Annotated in this window: 20 protein-coding genes; 7 read left to right on the top strand and 13 right to left on the bottom strand. The window is 68.9% G+C overall.

The genetic code is table 11. The annotated features are described in order from the left end of the window. Nucleotides 1-129 precede the first annotated feature (129 nt). The gene (locus tag ACIBCK_RS10800) at nt 130-984 is read left to right on the top strand and encodes a calcium-binding protein (protein ID WP_399388796.1); all 855 of its coding nucleotides are present in this window, start codon (nt 130-132) and stop codon (nt 982-984) included. A 116-nt stretch (nt 985-1100) separates the two neighbouring features. Here ACIBCK_RS10800 and ACIBCK_RS10795 read toward each other — a convergent pair whose 3' ends face one another. Both ACIBCK_RS10795 and ACIBCK_RS10790 read right to left on the bottom strand, forming a co-directional pair. Then, nucleotides 1101-1400, bottom strand: coding sequence for a hypothetical protein (locus tag ACIBCK_RS10795; RefSeq protein ID WP_399388794.1), 300 nt, complete (start codon nt 1398-1400; stop codon nt 1101-1103). A gap of 95 nt (nt 1401-1495) precedes the next feature. Continuing rightward, on the bottom strand, nt 1496-2110 hold the full coding sequence (locus ACIBCK_RS10790) for a class I SAM-dependent methyltransferase (protein WP_399388793.1): 615 nt from the start codon (nt 2108-2110) through the stop codon (nt 1496-1498). 177 nt (nt 2111-2287) lie between these two features. Here ACIBCK_RS10790 and ACIBCK_RS10785 point away from each other — a divergent pair, with 177 nt between their 5' ends. Together ACIBCK_RS10785 and ACIBCK_RS10780 are read left to right on the top strand one after the other, a co-directional pair. Beyond that, entirely contained in the window at nt 2288-3241 is a 954-nt protein-coding gene (locus ACIBCK_RS10785; RefSeq protein WP_399388791.1) for a YihY/virulence factor BrkB family protein, read from the top strand. Nucleotides 3242-3281: 40 nt separating this feature from the next. Further along, nucleotides 3282-3935, top strand: a complete 654-nt coding sequence (locus tag ACIBCK_RS10780) for a GyrI-like domain-containing protein (protein ID WP_399388789.1) — start codon at nt 3282-3284, stop codon at nt 3933-3935. Here the strand turns inward: ACIBCK_RS10780 and ACIBCK_RS10775 are convergent. After that, nucleotides 3904-4362 (bottom strand): carboxymuconolactone decarboxylase family protein, encoded by a 459-nt coding sequence (locus ACIBCK_RS10775; RefSeq protein WP_399388787.1) that lies wholly within the window; start codon nt 4360-4362, stop codon nt 3904-3906. The genes ACIBCK_RS10780 and ACIBCK_RS10775 overlap by 32 nt on opposite strands. Before the next feature lie 87 nt (nt 4363-4449). Between ACIBCK_RS10775 and ACIBCK_RS10770 the strand changes: the two genes are divergently transcribed. Together ACIBCK_RS10770 and ACIBCK_RS10765 are read left to right on the top strand one after the other, a co-directional pair. Next, nucleotides 4450-5352, top strand: a complete 903-nt coding sequence (locus ACIBCK_RS10770) for a sigma-70 family RNA polymerase sigma factor (protein WP_399388786.1) — start codon at nt 4450-4452, stop codon at nt 5350-5352. Between the two features lie 88 nt (nt 5353-5440). Next, nucleotides 5441-6265: an alpha/beta fold hydrolase gene (locus ACIBCK_RS10765; RefSeq protein ID WP_399388784.1), complete on the top strand. Its 825-nt coding sequence runs from the start codon at nt 5441-5443 to the stop codon at nt 6263-6265. A gap of 139 nt (nt 6266-6404) precedes the next feature. Here ACIBCK_RS10765 and ACIBCK_RS10760 read toward each other — a convergent pair whose 3' ends face one another. Together ACIBCK_RS10760 and ACIBCK_RS10755 are read right to left on the bottom strand one after the other, a co-directional pair. Continuing rightward, nucleotides 6405-7394, bottom strand: a complete 990-nt coding sequence (locus ACIBCK_RS10760) for an SDR family NAD(P)-dependent oxidoreductase (protein ID WP_399388782.1) — start codon at nt 7392-7394, stop codon at nt 6405-6407. 171 nt (nt 7395-7565) lie between these two features. Further along, nucleotides 7566-8363: a phytanoyl-CoA dioxygenase family protein gene (locus ACIBCK_RS10755; RefSeq protein WP_399388781.1), complete on the bottom strand. Its 798-nt coding sequence runs from the start codon at nt 8361-8363 to the stop codon at nt 7566-7568. A gap of 350 nt (nt 8364-8713) precedes the next feature. Between ACIBCK_RS10755 and ACIBCK_RS10750 the strand changes: the two genes are divergently transcribed. Both ACIBCK_RS10750 and ACIBCK_RS10745 read left to right on the top strand, forming a co-directional pair. Further along, the gene (locus ACIBCK_RS10750; protein ID WP_399388779.1) at nt 8714-9268 is read left to right on the top strand and encodes a L,D-transpeptidase family protein; all 555 of its coding nucleotides are present in this window, start codon (nt 8714-8716) and stop codon (nt 9266-9268) included. A 50-nt stretch (nt 9269-9318) separates the two neighbouring features. Further along, a complete protein-coding gene (locus ACIBCK_RS10745; protein ID WP_399388777.1) occupies nt 9319-9819 on the top strand; it encodes a polyketide cyclase in 501 nt (166 codons plus the stop codon). 6 nt (nt 9820-9825) lie between these two features. On the opposite strand, the gene ACIBCK_RS10740 is transcribed toward ACIBCK_RS10745, so the two are convergent. From ACIBCK_RS10740 to ACIBCK_RS10705, 8 genes are read right to left on the bottom strand one after another with little or no spacing between them, the layout of a single operon-like run. Then, nucleotides 9826-10107, bottom strand: a complete 282-nt coding sequence (locus ACIBCK_RS10740) for a gas vesicle protein K (RefSeq protein ID WP_399388775.1) — start codon at nt 10105-10107, stop codon at nt 9826-9828. Continuing rightward, nucleotides 10104-10340, bottom strand: a complete 237-nt coding sequence (locus ACIBCK_RS10735; protein ID WP_367038579.1) for a gas vesicle protein — start codon at nt 10338-10340, stop codon at nt 10104-10106. The genes ACIBCK_RS10740 and ACIBCK_RS10735 overlap by 4 nt, the downstream gene beginning before the upstream one ends. Then, nucleotides 10337-11209 (bottom strand): GvpL/GvpF family gas vesicle protein, encoded by an 873-nt coding sequence (locus ACIBCK_RS10730; protein ID WP_399388773.1) that lies wholly within the window; start codon nt 11207-11209, stop codon nt 10337-10339. Before ACIBCK_RS10730 ends, ACIBCK_RS10735 begins: the two co-directional genes overlap by 4 nt. Further along, a complete protein-coding gene (locus ACIBCK_RS10725; protein WP_399388927.1) occupies nt 11209-11574 on the bottom strand; it encodes a gas vesicle protein in 366 nt (121 codons plus the stop codon). The genes ACIBCK_RS10730 and ACIBCK_RS10725 overlap by 1 nt, the downstream gene beginning before the upstream one ends. 8 nt (nt 11575-11582) lie before the next feature. Continuing rightward, on the bottom strand, nt 11583-12641 hold the full coding sequence (locus tag ACIBCK_RS10720; protein ID WP_399388771.1) for an SRPBCC family protein: 1059 nt from the start codon (nt 12639-12641) through the stop codon (nt 11583-11585). Between the two features lie 6 nt (nt 12642-12647). Beyond that, complete coding sequence (locus ACIBCK_RS10715; RefSeq protein WP_399388770.1) at nt 12648-13865, bottom strand: histone protein; 1218 nt, start codon at nt 13863-13865, stop codon at nt 12648-12650. Nucleotides 13866-13909: 44 nt separating this feature from the next. Then, nucleotides 13910-14152, bottom strand: coding sequence for a gas vesicle protein GvpG (locus ACIBCK_RS10710; protein WP_399388768.1), 243 nt, complete (start codon nt 14150-14152; stop codon nt 13910-13912). Nucleotide 14153: 1 nt separating this feature from the next. Then, entirely contained in the window at nt 14154-14945 is a 792-nt protein-coding gene (locus tag ACIBCK_RS10705; RefSeq protein WP_399388766.1) for a GvpL/GvpF family gas vesicle protein, read from the bottom strand.

The raw sequence follows: 14945 nt of genomic DNA, 5'->3' as shown, positions 1-14945 counted from the left end.
CCACGTACCGGTCATCACTCTGTCCGCCGCTGTTCATGAGCCGCCGGGCAACTCCGTTCCTGGACCTCTTGTCTAACTCGATGACCAGCGGCACCACTGCACACGCACACCCCGAAGGGGCACTTCCGCATGCGCATCAACCGGACCATCGCAGCCACCGCCACCCTCGCCCTGACGCTCGGCACGGCCGTCTTAACGACCTCGGCCGTCCAGGCCGCCCCGTCCGCCGCCGCGACCACGGCCTCCGTCGTCGTCGCGGACGGCGAGCTCTGGTACAAGGCGGCTCCCGGCCAGCAGAACAAGGTGACGGTCGACGAGGAGATCGACCACCGCGGCGAGCACGACTCCTACTACGTCATCACCTTCCACGACCAGTACGACATCTCGATCTCCGCCGACGCTGCGGAGTGGGACGAGTGCGCGTACCCCGAGGAGGGCGACCGCACAGCCGTGCGGTGCGCCGTCAAGATCCCGGAGAACTCTGACGACTCCGACAGCTACGACATCGAACTCGGCGACGGGAACGACACCGCGACCCTCGCGCCCGACAGCCAGGCCTGGGCCGGGGTCCACGGCGGCGAGGGCAACGATGTCATCAAGGCGTCGGCGTCCGCGCTCCTGCACGGCGGTGACGGCGACGACCGCCTCGAGGGCGGCGGCGGCCCGTTCGGCTTCGGCCCGTGGGGCGACGCCGGGAACGACACCCTCACCCGCTGCAGCACGGACTGCTTCGGCGGCCCCGGCAACGACTCCCTGACCGGCACCGACGAGGAGAACAACCTGCACGGCGAGGACGGCAGCGACGTCCTGCACGGCAAGGGTGGCGCGGACGTCCTCTACGGCGGCAAGGGCAACGACAAGCTGTACGGCGAGGCGGGCAACGACACGCTGTGGGGCAACAGCGGCGACGACGTCCTGTGGGGCGGCACAGGCACCGACACGCTCTCCGGCGGCCCGGGCCACAACGAAGTCCACCAGGACTGAACAACCCTCCGAGGGCCGAGGCCCCGACCCACCCGAGCCGCGAGTTACTACGGCGGGGGCCAAGCCCCTGCCGTACACCCGAGTTCAGGCATCGGCCGTTGCTGCCGCCCCGCGATCTATCCGGGCTGCTGAGAGATGTTGACCATCCAGGTGACCCCGAACCGGTCGACGAGCGAGCCGGCCTCGTCTCCCCATGACTGCTTCTCCAGAGGCAGCGTGACGGTGCCGCCGACGGACAGCTTCTCGAAGTAGCCACGGAGTTTGGTGTCGCCACCGTCAAGAAGGACCGCGACGTTGTTGCCCGGGGTGTGGGGCATCCCTTCCCGGACGTCCCACACCATCAGCGTGTAGCCGTCCGGGGTGCGGAGAGTGGCGACTCGATCGCCTGCCGTGCGTTCTCGATGAAGGCGAGGCACGGGTTGAGTTGCGATCCCATCTGACACTCCTTGGCGTAAGTGGTTTCGGACGGCCTGGATGTAGCGGCGGCCCGTCTTCCGGGCCCCGCGGACCATCAAGCGCGTTCCACCCGATGCACGCTGACGGCATAGCCGCCGCCCCCGTAGGGATCGGCGTCCCATGTGGCGAAGCGGTCCATGAGGGTGAGGTGGGCCGCGGTGCAGTAAGCGTCGTACTCGGACAGGGTGATGGAGGGTGCTACGGGCAGGTGGGCCTCGTCCAGGCCGAAGCCGGCGACCATGAGGCCGCCCGGGCGCAGAGTCGCCGCCAGACGGCCGACGGCGGCGGCCTCGGTGCCCGCGGCGAGGAGCGGGAAGATGTTGCCGGCGGCGACCACGAGGTCGAATCCCTCCCCCACCTGGAGTTCGGCCGGGTCGAGCGTGGTCAGGTCGGCCTGGATCCAGGGCAGTTCCGGCGCCTGCCTGCGCGCCACGGCCAGCATCGACGCGTCGCGGTCGACCCCGACACAGTCATACCCGAGCTCCGCCAGACGGATCATGACCCGGCCGGTACCGCACCCGGCATCCAGCACCCGCGCCCCGGCGGGCACCAGCGCGGCGCACAGCCGTGCCTCACCGTGCATGTCCTTGCCACTGCCGGCCAGGGCGGCGAACCGGGCAGCGTAGTCCTCCCCGGATGTCCCACCGGTCAACTCTTCCCATCGGCTCATGACAGACACCGTAGACGCACCGGGCGCCTGACCAGCACGCCCAGCCATTTCCTGATCGTCTGTGAACTGCCCCGGATCGCGGCAGTGCCGGATTACGGCGTCGAGGCCTGGGCACCGGGCACTGGTACGCGGGAACCTCCTTCCGGCGTGCGACCGGACGGCAATCGGGGGCGGAGCATGGGTACGGCGACGACGGTTCCTCAGACGCGGGACATGGAGGGCGATGAGCTCTCCGGCGACGAGGCCTTCGTGGCGCTGCGTCACTACGGGGGCTGGCGGCTGCTGCGCGATGCGTTCGTGCGCTTCCGCTACGCCGACGGGTTCAGCCACTCCCGGGCACTGGCGCTGCAGACGGTCCTCGCGGTCGTCCCGCTCGCCATCGTCTTCGTCGGTCTGTCGAGCGTGCTGCACACGCAGGACATAGGCCGGTTCGCAGAGGTGGTCATTCACCGTATGGCAGAAGGGCCGAGCGCCGACGTCGTCGACGAGGCGCTGGCCCGCAGCCGCCGTACCGCGGGTGGTGGAACGCAGGTCGCGCTCTGGTTCGGGCTCGTGTTCTCGCTGTCCAACGTCACCACGGCGATGTGCCAGATCGAACGCGGCGCCAACCGCATCTACGGCAACGAACGCGACCGGCCCTTCCACCGCAAGTACCTGCGCGGCCTGGCGATGGCCGTGACCGCGGGCCTGCCCCTGGGCCTGGGATTCGTCGTCATGGTGGCGGGCTCCGACCTGGCGGCCGCGGCGGTGACCGTCTTCGATGCCGGGGACGGGGTGAGCACCGTGTTCGGAGTGCTGCGCTGGCCGTTGGGCTTCGTGCTGGCGCTCGTCGCGGCGAGTGTCGTGTTCCGGCGCGCACCTCGGCGGCGTCAACCCGGTTACACCTGGCTGGCGTTCGGAGCGGCGGTCTACCTCCTGCTGTGGACGGGCCTGACCGGTCTGCTGAGCCTGTACCTCTCGCTCAGCGGTTCCTTCGACACCGTCTACGGTCCGCTCAGCGCCTTCATGTCCCTGCTCCTGTGGGCCTACTTGACGTCGATAGCTCTCTTCCTGGGTCTGGCCTTCGCGGCCCAACTCGAAGCGGCCCGTGCCCTGAATCCCGGCCCCGTCCAGGCGGACCCGGGAGTATGAGGAAGCTCAGAGCAGTCTCAGTAGGAGGGCACACCTCGGCATGGCCGCCAAATACGACGTCAAGCGCGAGCTCAAGACGTGCTACGCGCCCAAGAACACCGACTGGGAGATCGTCGAGATCCCCGAGCTCCGCTACCTCGCCGTCGACGGACACGGCGACCCGAACTCCAGCGCCGCGTACCGCCACGCGGTCGAGGCGCTCTACGCGGTTGCCTACACCGTCAAATTCGCGAGCAAAGGCGACCTCGGCAAGGACTTCGTCGTAGGACCGCTCGAAGGACTCTGGTGGGCGGAGAACATGGACGACTTCCTGGCCAGGCTCAAGGACAACTGGCAATGGCGACTCCTCATCCACGCCCCCGCCTGGGTCACCGACGAAATGATCGATGACGCCAAACACACGGCCCTGTCCAAGAAGGGCTTCCCGGCCATCGCGCACGTCCACTCGGAGACCTTGCGCGAGGGCACGAGCGCTCAGGTGCTCCACATCGGCTCCTACGACGACGAGACACCGATCCTGACCGAGCTGCACCAGGAGTACCTGCCTGCCAACGACCTCCGGGAAGCGGGGCTGCACCACGAGATCTACCTCAGCGACCCGCGCAGGACCGACCCCGCCAAACTCAGGACGGTCCTGCGGCAGCCCGTGAAGGCTCGGTCGCTCAGCCCCAGGTCTGCCCGGCCGGCTCCTTGACGGTGCGGTTGAGCCGGTTGAAGAAGTTGGTCAGCGCGATCTCCAGGTTGATCGCGCCGACCTCCTCCTCGGTGAAGTGGGCGTTGACCTCTTCCCAGATCTCGTCGGTGACGCCATCCGCGCCATCCTGCAACCGGGTGGCGCCCTCGGTCAGGGCCAGTGCCGCGCGCTCCGCATCGGTGTAGAACGGCGCCTCACGCCAGGCCGCTACATTGTGCAGCCGCTCGTCGGTCTCACCGGCCTTCTTGCCCCCGGCGACACTGGCGTAGACGCACGCCGAGCAGCCGTTGATCTGGCTGGCGCGCAGGTGCACCAGCGTGAGCAGCTTCGGGTCGACGCCTCCGGCGGCAATCGCCTTGTGGAGATGCGAGATCGCGGTCCACAGGTCGGGGTTGCTCGTGTTCTTGTTCTTGAGACGGTTCTCCATGTGGCAGTGCACTCCTTCAAAGGGGTTACGTCGACGGGCTGTTGACCGTCACCCCTATGACGGAGCAGCTTCGAGGAAGGTAACAACATGCCCGACACCCAGCCCACGGATCCGATCGTCGATGCCTTCGAGTCCCACCGCGAACGGCTCCGAGGCGTCGCCTACCGGGTCCTTGGATCACACGCCGACGCGGAGGACGTGGTCCAGGAGGCGTGGCTGCGTCTGTCCCGTCAGGGCACCGGCACCATCGACAACCTCGGCGGCTGGCTGACCACCGTGGTCGGCCGCATCAGCCTCGACGTCCTGCGGTCGGGCCGCAGGCGCCCGGAAGTCTCCTACGACGACCAGCCGTCCGAGTTCGACGTGACGATCGACGACGCCCCGGCTCCGGAAGAGCTGGTGGCGCTCGGGGACTCCGTGGGCCTCGCGCTCCTCACGGTCCTCGACTCGCTGCGACCGGACGAACGACTGGCGTTCGTGCTGCACGACGTGTTTGCCGTGCCCCACGGGGAGATAGCCACGATTCTCGGCAAGTCCGCCGACGCGACCAAGATGCTCACGAGCCGCGCCCGCAGGAAAGTACAGGCCGCCCGCCAGCCGACGAGCGCCGGACGGGAGCAACGCGAAGTGGTCCAAGCCTTCCTGGCCGCGGCCGGCGCCGGTCAGTTCGAGCGGCTGCTGCAGGTTCTGCACCCGGAGGTGAAGTTCACCGTCGACACCCCGGACGGTCGGTTCGTCACGCTCGGAGCGACCGAGGTCGCCACCCGCGCACGACTGGCCGGCAGCGCGGCACGAGGCCAGGAAGTCACCGTCAACGGCCGCCCCGGTGTCATCTCCTGGAGCCAGGACGGGACCCCGGCCGCCCTGCTCTCCTTCACCGTCACCGACGGCCGCATCACCGAGATCACCGCCGTGGTCGACCCGGCCAGACTCGCGCTCATGGACCTGCCGAACCCGGTGCGAGCTCGGCAGGACGTCCAGGGGGCTTGAAGTAGATCGGCTGGGCCGCTTGCCGGGGGCCATAACGGTCATGCTCTTGCTGAAGGGTTCTGATCACGCACGGAGAGGGAGGCCACGAGTGAACTGGACACTTGGCGAGGAGTTCGAGACGCCTGAAGGGGTGGTGCGGTGGCGGGCGCTGGGCAGCGGCGACCCGGTCGTGCTGGTGCACGGCACCCCGTACTCCTCCCTTCTCTGGCGGGACATCGCACCGGCCCTCGCCCGTACCCGCCGGGTCTTCGTGTTCGACCACCTCGGCTTCGGCCAGTCGGACCAGCGCGAGGGCCAAGACCTCAGCCTGGCGGCTCACGCGAGGAACTTCGCCGGGCTCCTCGACCACTGGGAGCTGTCCTGCCCCAGCGTCGTCGCCCATGACATCGGCGGGGCCGTGGCTCTTCGGACACTGCTGCTCGAGGAGCGGAGCTACCGGGACCTGACGCTTTTCGACGCGGTGAGCGGCGGTGAGTGGGAGCGCGGGCTCTTCCAGCTCATCCTGGAGCACGCCGATGCCCTCGCGCAGCTTCCGGACTACGCTCACGAAGCGCTGGTCGCCAGCCATATGCGCCATGCGACGCACATCGGTCTGCGACCGGAGGTACTCGACGCGTTCCTCGCACCGTGGCGAGGCCCCGAGGGACAGGCCGCTTTCTACCGCCAGTACCGCCAGATCAGGCAGTCGGACACAGCCGCGTACGAGCATCTGCTGAGCGGCATGTCGCTTCCGGTGCGCCTCATCTGGGGCCGGGAGGACCGCATCCTGCCCCCGGAGTACGCCAGTTGGCTACACGCGCGCATCCCGCACGCCGAGCTGCACTGGGTCGAGGGAGCGGGCCACCTTCTCCAGGAGGACGCACCAGGCCAGCTGTCGGCCTTCCTGACCGCCGGATTCCCCTCGGCCAAGTGAGGAGCGCCATGCGCATTCCCGGCCCGGAGCCCCGCGCGGACGGCGGAGTCGGCGCCGTCACGGCAGCTGGGGGGCTGCATCCTCATGACGGTTCACCCGCGCACCCAGGGCTAGCCGCGGAGCGAGCGCGAAGGCGGGGTCATCCCTTGTCGTCCCGCTCGTTGTAGGCGTCTGCGGCCTCTTCGTTCAGCGCGCTGCCCCACGCCTGGAACCTGCTGCTCAGGGCGCCCTGGGGCGGGGCGATGTCCTTGCCGGGACGCAAGGGACGGCGGCCCCCGGATGTCCCGGGCAGCACTCGGGCCAGCGCGCCGTTGAGGCGGGTGACGGCGGCCGGGGCGAGGCCGTGGGCCAGGTCGGCGGCGCGTGCGGCGGGGGTCAGGACCAGGCGGGCGCGGCGCCGGACGGTGGCCTTGACGATGCGTTCCGCGGCTCGCTGTGCGTTCATCGAGATGACCGGCGCACCGGCCAGTGCCGAGAACCAGCCGTACTCGCTGCTGTGAGCACCACCGAACTGGGCCTGAAGATGCGAGCCGGTCCGCATCAGCCCGGGATAGACAGCCGTCACACTCACTCCGGCGGACGCGGCCTCCGCGTGCAGGCCCTCGGCCAGTACACCGGTCGCGGCCTTCGCGCCGGCGTAGGGCAGGAGGTGAGGCACGCCCAGCAGGCCGCCCACCGACGAGATCAGAGCCAGCCGGCCGCCGTGCTCGCTCTCCCTGAGGTAGGGAAGTGCCTCGAGGCTGGTGTGCACGGCCCCCATGTACATGGTCTCCATGGCATCCCTGAACTCCGCGGCCCCGATGGCCTCAACAGGAGCCACCTGGATGATCCCGGCGTTGGCGATGACGATGTCGGGGCCGCCGCACGTGTCGTGAACGGCTCGGAAGGCTAGGTGGACGGCTTCCTGGTCCCGGACGTCACAGACCGCCGTATGGATGACGGCGCCGCGTCGGCGGGCGCACAGCTTCTTGCGGGCGGACGCCAGCTCTTCCGGGTCGCGCGCCGCGATGACCACCGTGCAGCCCCGCGCGGCGAGCCGGTCGGCCATGAGCAGACCGAGGCCCCGTGATCCACCCGTGACGAGCGCGGTCAGTCCGGACAAGGATTGCGTGGAATGCGACGTGGGCATGGTGACGATCCCTTCTCTCGGCCGCCCGCGGCCCGGCCACGAGGCACCGGTGCCTCGTGGCCGACGCCTGGATTCAGGGCCCGAACAGCACTTTGATCATCCCATTTTCCTCGTCCGGGAACATAGTGGTGGTCGCGGTGATAGTGGTGGTCTCGGTGTCCGCTCCGCGCGTCAGATGCCGTCCCCGTCCGGGCCGGGGGTCGGCTGCCCCAGGCCCCGCCGGATCGCGATCTCCACGGGTGAGTACGCGCCGTCGGCCCGCTCCAGCTCGTACGGCGCGGCCGGCATCAGCGGCGGCTGGGCCATGAAGCGTGGCGCCGTCCCGTGATGCGGTTGCGCCGAGTGCACCAGGAACGGATGGCACAGGAACACGTCACCCGGCGACCCGGTGGCGAGGGCGACCGGCCGGTGGTCGGACGCCGCCACCAGATCAGGCGCAAGGTCGAGCCCGCTCGCCCCGTCCTCCCCGTGCTTCTCCAGAACCTTCGGCACGTCGAGGTGGGAGCCGACCCGGATCCGGGTCGGGGCGTCCTTCTCACCGACCTCGCTGAACAGGAACAGCATCAGCAGGGCTCGCCCCTGGGAGCGCAGATTGGTGAAGTACCAGCTCTCGCCCTCCGGCAGGTAGCTCCCCTCGATGTGCCAGCCGGCGTCGTCCGGCTCCTCCTCGTGCGGGAAACGCAGCGGGAACGTGCCCAGCGAGTAGCGCGGCTCCCAGCGTTCCGCGCCGACGAGCAGGTCGTACGCGTGGTGCAGGGCCGGGGAGTTGGGTGCGGCGGCGAAGGGCCCCTGTCCCATGCCGGGCACCCAGTGCACGGGCTGCGTCCAGGTCGCCGGGTCGTCCGGGTCGCAGCCCGTCTCTCGCCACAGCAGCCGGGCGCAATGTGCAGCCACGCGCGGGGCGACTGCGCCCTCCAGCTTCACGAAGCCGTCGCGCAGAAATCGGGATACCAAGGTCGTGTCATCCATGGCCCCATCGTGCGGCGGCACCGCTCCCGATCACCCCACAAAATCCGCACCTCCCTTGTCGGGTGCCGCTGATGCCCCGGAGAGCAGGGGTCTCGACACGCTCTCACTCTCGGCTTCCGTGCAAATTAATAGAATTGAAAGATAATGCGGGAGTGCTCAGAAATACGCTGCCGCGACTGATCGCCCCCTTGCTCCTCTGCATGGTTTCCCTCAGTGGATGCGGCGACGGCAAGGCTCCAGCCGACAGCCGGTCGGGAAACAACGCACCGCCGCACAATGCTGAGGGCAAAATCCCGCCCCCGAAGCGGGTCACCTCCATTCCGCAACTCGGGCCGCGGATGCATAAGGCCGTGGACCGCCGCGACGCGAGGCAAGTCGTCCTGGTCACAGGGGACGCACCGGACTCCAGCTACTCCACGGTCCACTTGTACGAACGTGACGCCACTACCGGATGGCGCAGGGCCTTCGAGCCTTGGCCGGCCCGCAACGGTCAACGCGGCTGGACCGAGCACCACACCGCGAGCGACCGGTCCACTCCGGTAGGGGTGTTCGACCTCACCGACGCCGGGGGGCTCCTGCCCGACCCGGGGTCCAAGCTGCCCTACGACGAGTCCCCCGTCTACGACGAGGACGGCGTCGGCTTCTTGGGGCAGTCCCTCGAAGGGGCCTTCGACCACGTGGTGGCCATCAACTACAACCGCCAGCCCGGTACCCCGCCCAGAGACCTCGTACGGCCACTTGGAGAAGAAGCCGGCGGGGGAATCTTCGTCCACATGGATCACGGTGGGCCGACGCAGGCATGTGTGGCACTGCCGCGCAAAAAGATGACTGAACTCCTGAAATGGCTCGACCCCCAGATGAACCCCGTCATCGCCATGGGTGACATCGAATCGGTCACGCGCTGATCCTGCCTTCCGCTGGTCGTGCGTAACGTGATCGTGCGAGGGTGGCCCGCATGACGACAGAGACCGCAGAGACCACGGGCCCGGCAGAACCGACCGAGCGCTTTGAAGTGCAGCGTCGGATAGCCGCTTCCCCGGACAAGATCTTCGCCCTGCTGTGTGAACCCGCCGGGCACGTGGCGATCGACAGTTCAGGCATGCTGCAGTCCGCCGAGGGCAAGTCCGTGTCCGGGGCCGGTGACGAGTTCGTCGTCCACATGGACCGTGAGGCGTTGAACGACTACCCGTTGGGCAAGTACGACGTCACGGTGATCATCACGCGGTTCGAGCAGGACGCCCTGATCGAGTGGACCATCTCCGGCCAGATCCAGCCCCCCATCCGGCACCTCTACGGTTACCGGCTCCAGGCCACCGAGGGCGGCACGCTGGTCACTTCGTACTACGACTGGAGCGAGATCGAGGAACGGTACCGGGACGCGGGCATCTTCCCGGTCATCCCCGAGGCAGGCCTTCGCGCGACCCTCGGAATCCTGGCGCGGAACGTGGAGCAGTGACCCCGCTCAGTCGTGCGGGAGCAGGGAGCCGAGCGGGCCAAGGTCGAGGTTGAGGTCTTCGCGACGCAGGCCGTGACGCTCGCAGAGGTCATTCATGCGCTCGTCGAGGAGCATGAGCGCGGTCCCGACCTTCTCCTCTTGTTCGTCGGTGAGGTCGCCCGCGTCGAACCTGCGCACGGCTTGACGCTCCATCAGCTGGCGCAGCAGTTCGACGACGGTGAGGACGAGGGAGGCCAGGTCACGGCCGACCGCGTCGGGGTCCAGGTCCAATCGGGAGGTCCCGCTCACAGCGGCCCTCCGTCCGCCCACGGCGCGGGAACACGCTCGCTCACGGACGCCAGCAGCGCGTGCAGCGAGATGCGTACCAGAGGCACCTCCGCGATGGCGATGACGAGGTCGCCGCTGACCACGACTCCGGTGGCCAGCACCCGGTCGAGGAGGTCGACGAGCGGCACACCGATAGGGGCGCCGCTGTCCGGGCCTTGCCAGGCGACAGGTTGCGCGGCCGTGTGACGGTTCATGCGTGGCTCCCAACGGCATCGGGTTCCGCGTAGGAGGGCGCGTCCACGAACGAGTACGGCACCCACGGGCCGGTGGCTTCCACCTCGCACCCCTCGAATTCGGGTGCGTCCCGCAGCCGGTCGAGGAGCGCGAGGAGTTCCGCCCCGCTCTGCTGAGGGACCAGATAGGCGGAGTTCATGATCTGGGTACGTCCACGGCCGACGACCTCGGCGCTGTGTGGTCTGCGGCGCACTGTCTCATCCGCGACCGACAGGACGGCACGGTCGAGCAACTCAGCTGCATCCAGGGCGCGTTGCCGCCGGTCGTCCCGTTCCTGGCCGCGCTCGCGCAATCGGGCCAGGTAGGCCCGGCCGCTGGGTGCGGGTGCCTCGTCGTTCCGCGCCGGGGATGCCGACTGCGTGGGCTGTGACGTCTGCGGGGGCTGCGGGGGCTGCGTGGGCTGTTCCCGGGGGGTGAGCAGGTTGACCTTCACCGCCCATTCGTCCCGGCCCGTGATCCGTTCCAGAGTGCGCTCGAAGCACGGCCCGTTGTCCACCAGGGCGGCCCGGCCCCGTTCCTCGGAGTGATAGAGCGTGGCCAGCGGCAACGGAACCGCCCCGCTCCGCGCGGCGAAGGCGGTCACCACTGCGTGGTGGTCCCGTACGCACCGCTCCAGCGTCGCAGGGTCGGACAGCCGCTCACGCAGCGCCTCTTCGGAGTACTCGTGGGCCGGAACGTCCTGGACCACGGCCCACAGGGCACCGGCCGGAACAAGACGCAGCGGGCCGCCTCCCTCGTGGCCCGACAGACCCGCGGGCAGCTCCGGGCCTCGGCCTCGACGGACGGCGAACACGCACACGGCGTGCGCGGGGGTGGACGCTGTAGCCATCAGCGGGGCTTCTCCTTCGTCCGTTCCGGTCGACGCGGTCCTTCGTCGGCGGGCGAGAGCTCTTCCAGCTGCGCGCGCAGCCGACGGTTCTCCTCACGGAGGTCGTCGCGTGCGGCGCTCGACGACAGGGCCGGATCCGTCTCCCACCAGTCGATGCCGGCCTTGCGAGCGGTGTCCACGGATGCGATGAACAGCCGGAGCCGGATGGTGAGCAACTCGATGTCGAGCAGGTCGATCTTGATGTCTCCGGCGATGACGACGCCCTTGTCCAGCACCCGTTCGAGGATGTCGGCGAGGCTTCCGTCAGCGGGACGGGAGAGGTCCGATGCCTGAGGTGCGGAGCGCCAGGTGTCGAGGCCGTCCATGGAGCCGGTCACCGCCTTCGGGCGGATCGGGCGCGGGGCCGCCGTTCGTCCTCGTCCTCGTCGTCCTCGGCGTCCTCATCCTCCTCGTCGTCCTGGTCCTCTTCGTCGACCTCATCGTCCTGGTCCTCCGGGTCGCCTTCCTCGGCGTCCTCGGCGTCCTGGTCGTACTCCTCGTCCTCGGCGTCATCCTCGTACTCGGACTCGCCGCCGTTGCCCTCACCCTCGTCGTCGTAGTCGTCGTCCTCCAGGCCCTCCTCGTGGGAGCGGACGACCTCGCCGTCCCGGATCTCACCGCGCCAGCCCTCCACCTCTTCGTCCGCGTTGAGCGTCACGTAGCGGGCGAAGTGCTTGAGGTCGAGCCGCAGACGACGGCCCTGGGCACGCCAGAGGTTGCCGGTCTTCTCGAAGAAGCCTGCGGGGTAGTACTCGACGACCATGACGACACGGGTCAGCGCCGGGGCGAGCTTGTGGAAGCTGACGGCCCCGCGGGTGCTGCCCTTGCTGCCTTCCGACGTCCAGACGATCCGGTCGTCGGGCACCTGCTCCTGAACCGTCGCCTTCCAACTCCGGCTGGACGGACCGACCTTCACCTTCCAGTCCGAACTCACGTCGTCGTCGGACATCGAGACGCTGCGGACACCTTTGGTGAAACTGCTGAACTCCTCGTACTGGGTCCACTGGTCGTAGACCGTGCGCAGCGGGAGACCCACGTCGATGGCCTCGACGATGTTGGTGACCTTCGTGTCGCCCGCCCCTCCCCCGCCTCCGCCGCCGGAGGAGAACAGGTCCTTCGCCTTACCGACGACACTGTCCTTGATGCCCTTGGCCTTCTCCGCCACGACGGCTTTCACGGGCGAATCGCCCTGAAGCATCCGGGCGCCCATCTTGGGGAGGGACCCGCCGTTGTCCGCCACGCCCTGCAGTTTGTCGGTGAGACCACCGAGCGCGTCACCCAACTTGTCCGTCAGGTTCTGTGCCTGCGCATCGACAAAGTCGGTGAGCCCGTCACGGAGCCGGTCCATGCCCGACTCCTCGCCGCTGCCGGCGCTCTTCTTCCGTTCGGCCATGGCCGGTCAGCTCCTCTGCCTCGAACGCGACGTCGTCGCTCTGCCGCTCGACCTCTTGGCGGCGCCGGTCTTCTTCGCTGTCGTCTTCTTCGCTGGCGTCTTCTTTGCAGCTGTCGTCTTCTTCGCCGCTGACTTCTTAGCTGTTGTCTTCTTCGCTGCTGTCTTCTTCGTCGCTGTCTTCTTCGTCGCTGTCTTCTTCGCGGGAGTGGACTTCGCAGTTTTCTTCGCTGCCGTCTTCTTCGCGGAGGTCGACTTCTTCGCCGCGGTCTTCTTCGCCGGGGCGGACTTCTTCGCGGGAGACTTCTTCGCGGCGGACTTCTTGGCGGGGGAAGCCTTCTTGGCGGGGGAAGCCTTCTTCGCTGGAGCGGCCTTCTTCGCCGGCGCTTTCCTTGCCGCGGACTTCTTGGCGGGGGACGCCTTCTTCGCCGAGGCAGTCTTCTTGCCCGCGGACGTCTTCTTGGCGGCGGGAGGTTCCGACCCGTCGTTCCTGCCCCTGGACCCGTCGCGTTCAGAACGCGCTATCGCGGGCTTCTTGCCCTGCGACTTCTTCGCTCCCGACCTGGGGGCGGAGCGCTCCCGACCTGACCTCCGGCGCGGAGTCGACCGGCGTTCAGCGTCGCGGCTCGAGCGCCGTCGGTCGTGGTCGTGATCGTCACGGCTGGTGGCGCCGCGATGCCGACGTGAGGTGCGGCCGCGAGAAGGCGCCGACGGCTCGTCCTCGCCATCGCCGTCCTCGTACTCGTCCTCTTCGTCCTCTTCGTCTTCGGCCTCTACGTCGTCGGCCTCGTCCTGTGGTTCATCGTCCGGGGCCTCGTCTTCCTCGGCCTCGTCGTCGTACCGCTCGTCACGGTCGTCGTACTCCGCGTCGCCCTGGTCCTCGTCCTCGTCCTCGTAGTCGTCGCGGTCCCGCGAAGAGCGCAGGGACTGGGTGCGCTCGGCGAGTTTGTCCGTGAAGGAGGACAACTGACGGCCGGCCGCGGCGGACATCGCGGCCCGCCCCGCGTCCATCAGCTCGCCTCTCACCTGTTCACTCAGGTCGGCGAACTGTGGTGTCTCACGCAGGCGTTGGGCACCCTGTCTGAGCAGTTCCTGCGGTGAGAGGCCGAACTTGCGGCCCGCGAGATACGAGCCCACGGCGAAGGCGAACTTTGCCTTCTTCGTACGCCCTAGGAGGTACCCCCCGGCTACTGCCGCGCCGAGAGCGATCCGGTTGCATTCATTCATCAGGAACTTCCCGTGGGTCGAGGCCGACGCCGCCGCGCACAGCGTCAGGAGGCCGTTCGGTAAGGACGACGTTCCAACAAATCGAGCAGGTGCTCCTCTTCGCGTTCGAACTGGTCGAGGTCGATGTCGCCCTGGTCCAAGGCTTCGTTGAGGGCGGCGAGCCGAGCCCTGACGGCATCCGGCGAGTACAGCTCGTCTTCCGCCGCTTCGATCAGCCGGTCCGCGATCCAGCCGACGCCGCGGATCGGCGCCAGCGGGAGCAGCAGGATGCCGCTGACCAGCCCCATGTCACGCGCCTACGGGTACGGCGTCGGCGCTCACGAAGCTGTAACAGGGCAAGGGACCGGTGAGCGTCAGCGTGATCCGTCCACGGCATCGGGTGGCGAGCAGGTCGACGGCCCGCCGGAAGGCGGTCTCGGCGCTCTGCGGCACGAGGAAGGAGACGTTCATGGCCCCCGCGGCACCGTCGCGCCCTTCGCGCATCTCAGCGGCCAGGGGGCGCAGCTCGGCCACCACGTCGGCGGCGGCCTGCTCCGCTCGGCGCTGCAGTGCGCCGGCCACGGCTTCGCCGAGGCGCACGTTCGCCTCGTAACCCGGGCGTCGCCGTGTCGTCTCGCGCAGGGCGCGCAGGGCGGCGTCCTCGCGCAGCAGGTCGGGCAGGGCCTCGGGCACGGACTCACCCTTGAGGTTCCACTCGGCCTTACCCTCCAGGCGCGTCAGTGCGGCGAGGTGTGCCTCCCGGGCGGAGTCCAGTCCGGTCAGGACGGCCTCCTCGTCGGGCGCGATCACGCCGAAGCGCATGGGCAGGACGGGGCCGTGCTCGGCGAGCACGCCGAGCACGGCCTGGTGGGCGCTCAAGTCCCGCCGTCGCGCCCGCGGACGTCCGGCCACCCGGCTCACGACTGCGGCCAGACCGTCCTGGCCCAGCACTGACACAGTGGCGTTCCCGTCGCCGACAGCCCGGCAGTGGCGGGCGTGTGCGGCGGTCTCGGGGCCGGTGATGGCGTACACGTACAGGCCGGGAGGGCCGGGAGGGCCGGGAGGGCCGGGAGGGCCGGGAGGGCCGGGAGGTGTCGGCAC

This window comes from Streptomyces sp. NPDC051218, from assembly GCF_044455475.1.
GTDB lineage: Bacteria > Actinomycetota > Actinomycetes > Streptomycetales > Streptomycetaceae > Streptomyces.
Note: the sequence above shows the minus strand (reverse complement) of the source record. Positions and strands in the feature narration are given on the sequence as shown.

Coding starts and splice junctions, on each gene's coding strand:
- ACIBCK_RS10800 (WP_399388796.1), top strand. CDS start 130: ATGCGCATCAACCGGACCATCGCAGCCACCGCCACCCTCGCCCTGACG.
- ACIBCK_RS10790 (WP_399388793.1), bottom strand. CDS start 2,110: ATGAGCCGATGGGAAGAGTTGACCGGTGGGACATCCGGGGAGGACTAC.
- ACIBCK_RS10785 (WP_399388791.1), top strand. CDS start 2,288: ATGGGTACGGCGACGACGGTTCCTCAGACGCGGGACATGGAGGGCGAT.
- ACIBCK_RS10780 (WP_399388789.1), top strand. CDS start 3,282: ATGGCCGCCAAATACGACGTCAAGCGCGAGCTCAAGACGTGCTACGCG.
- ACIBCK_RS10775 (WP_399388787.1), bottom strand. CDS start 4,362: ATGGAGAACCGTCTCAAGAACAAGAACACGAGCAACCCCGACCTGTGG.
- ACIBCK_RS10770 (WP_399388786.1), top strand. CDS start 4,450: ATGCCCGACACCCAGCCCACGGATCCGATCGTCGATGCCTTCGAGTCC.
- ACIBCK_RS10760 (WP_399388782.1), bottom strand. CDS start 7,394: ATGCCCACGTCGCATTCCACGCAATCCTTGTCCGGACTGACCGCGCTC.
- ACIBCK_RS10755 (WP_399388781.1), bottom strand. CDS start 8,363: ATGGATGACACGACCTTGGTATCCCGATTTCTGCGCGACGGCTTCGTG.
- ACIBCK_RS10745 (WP_399388777.1), top strand. CDS start 9,319: ATGACGACAGAGACCGCAGAGACCACGGGCCCGGCAGAACCGACCGAG.
- ACIBCK_RS10735 (WP_367038579.1), bottom strand. CDS start 10,340: ATGAACCGTCACACGGCCGCGCAACCTGTCGCCTGGCAAGGCCCGGAC.
- ACIBCK_RS10730 (WP_399388773.1), bottom strand. CDS start 11,209: ATGGCTACAGCGTCCACCCCCGCGCACGCCGTGTGCGTGTTCGCCGTC.
- ACIBCK_RS10725 (WP_399388927.1), bottom strand. CDS start 11,574: ATGGACGGCCTCGACACCTGGCGCTCCGCACCTCAGGCATCGGACCTC.
- ACIBCK_RS10720 (WP_399388771.1), bottom strand. CDS start 12,641: ATGGCCGAACGGAAGAAGAGCGCCGGCAGCGGCGAGGAGTCGGGCATG.
- ACIBCK_RS10715 (WP_399388770.1), bottom strand. CDS start 13,865: ATGAATGAATGCAACCGGATCGCTCTCGGCGCGGCAGTAGCCGGGGGG.
- ACIBCK_RS10710 (WP_399388768.1), bottom strand. CDS start 14,152: ATGGGGCTGGTCAGCGGCATCCTGCTGCTCCCGCTGGCGCCGATCCGC.